The 1,506-nt window shown below is 38.8% G+C and carries 1 protein-coding gene; it reads right to left on the bottom strand.

Annotation, left to right across the window (positions count from 1 at the left end; translation table 11 throughout):
* Nucleotides 1-1,506 (bottom strand): type I restriction endonuclease subunit R, EcoR124 family (locus tag CDZ78_RS20305; RefSeq protein ID WP_140414266.1); only part of this gene is annotated, 1,506 nt, incomplete at both ends.

The raw sequence follows: 1,506 nt of genomic DNA, 5'->3' as shown, positions 1-1,506 counted from the left end.
GTTGCTGTCTTGGGTGGATTTGGCGATTAATCCCATAATGAAATCGTAATCGATCACAGCAGAAGCAAAGATCACCAATTCAAAATCTAATTGTTGCACTTCGATCTCAATACCTTCACCGTCTTTATCTTGCTTGCGCTTAAGGTCTTTGGCTATTTCTAAGTAAGCACTTTTAAAGCCGCGCAAGTCTTCGATAGATAAAGCAGTCTCTATGTGTTGCTGTTCCTCATCACTAAGCTCAGTGTATTGCTCAATTTGGGTATTGAGCTTTTGCACGGCTTTAAAGTGGTTAATAAACTCAGCTTTGGCAATATCACCTTTTAAATTAGCCACTTCTGAAGGGCTACAATCCAGCCCTTTTCCTTGCATAAAAGTATCTAGTGTTTCGATGGATTTTTGGTAATTTTTAACTGCTACAGGGGAAGAATCTACTAACCAGATTTCTTTAGCACGGTTTTTAGCCGCCCCTGAGAAAAGCTCGATAGCGGCGTTAACTTCAGTTTCTTGCCCACGAAAATCGAGAATATTACCCCAAGGCTTACTGTCATTAAGGACGCGATTTGTCCGCGAGAAGGCTTGAATTAAGCCGTGGTATTTTAAGTTTTTATCCACGTAAAGTGTATTAAGGAATTTAGAGTCAAACCCTGTCAGTAACATATCCACTACAATGACAATATCAATTTTTTTTTTGTGGGGGAAACCGGCATTGCTGTATTTTTGGTCTTTTATGCGTTGCTGTACATCTTGGTAGTAAAGATCAAATTCGTTAATTTTATGGTTAGTGCCATATTGCTGATTATAGTTGGCAATAATTTCTTTAAGAGCTTCTTTTTTCTTTTCTGGCTCTACTTGGTTGTCCGCTTTTTCTTGCGGCAAGTCTTCTTGTAGTTGTTTTATATCTTTGCTGTTTTTATCTACATTGCTATTATCTGAGTTGGTTTTATCTTTCGCTCCCCTTTGAGCAGGCGGTGAGAATACGCATGCAATATTCAGAGGCGTAAAGTTCTGATCTTCGACTTGCTGCTGTTCTTGTTGAATTTTGAATTCTTCAACATAGTCTATCGCATGGTTAATAGAAGCGGTTGCCAGTACTGCATTAAAGCGGCGGTGATTGGTTACTGCGTCGTGCTTTGCCAATATCTCTTTTACCACGGCATCAGTCGGTAGGCTCTCACTTTTTTGTTTTTTACTATTATGTCCTTCGCCAAAATAATCAATATGAAAGCTGAGTACATTTCTATCGTCAATGGCATTGGTAATGGTGTAGGCGTGCAACTCTTTTTCAAATATATCTTTGGTCGTTTTAAAGCTAGCTTTTTCTTTTTCAAATACATCATCGGTCGTTTTAAATGATCCGTCTGTACCATCCACTTGTGTGTAGCTTGAGTTAAGATCAAAAATGGGTGTGCCAGTAAAGCCAAAAAGCTGTGATTTTGGGAAGAATTTTTTAATGGATTTATGGTTTTCACCGAATTGCGAACGGTGGCATTCGTCAAAGATAAACAC

Origin of the sequence: Bathymodiolus platifrons methanotrophic gill symbiont (genome assembly GCF_002189065.1) — a bacterium.
Classification (GTDB): Bacteria; Pseudomonadota; Gammaproteobacteria; order Methylococcales; family Methylomonadaceae; genus Methyloprofundus.
Note: the sequence above shows the minus strand (reverse complement) of the source record. Positions and strands in the feature narration are given on the sequence as shown.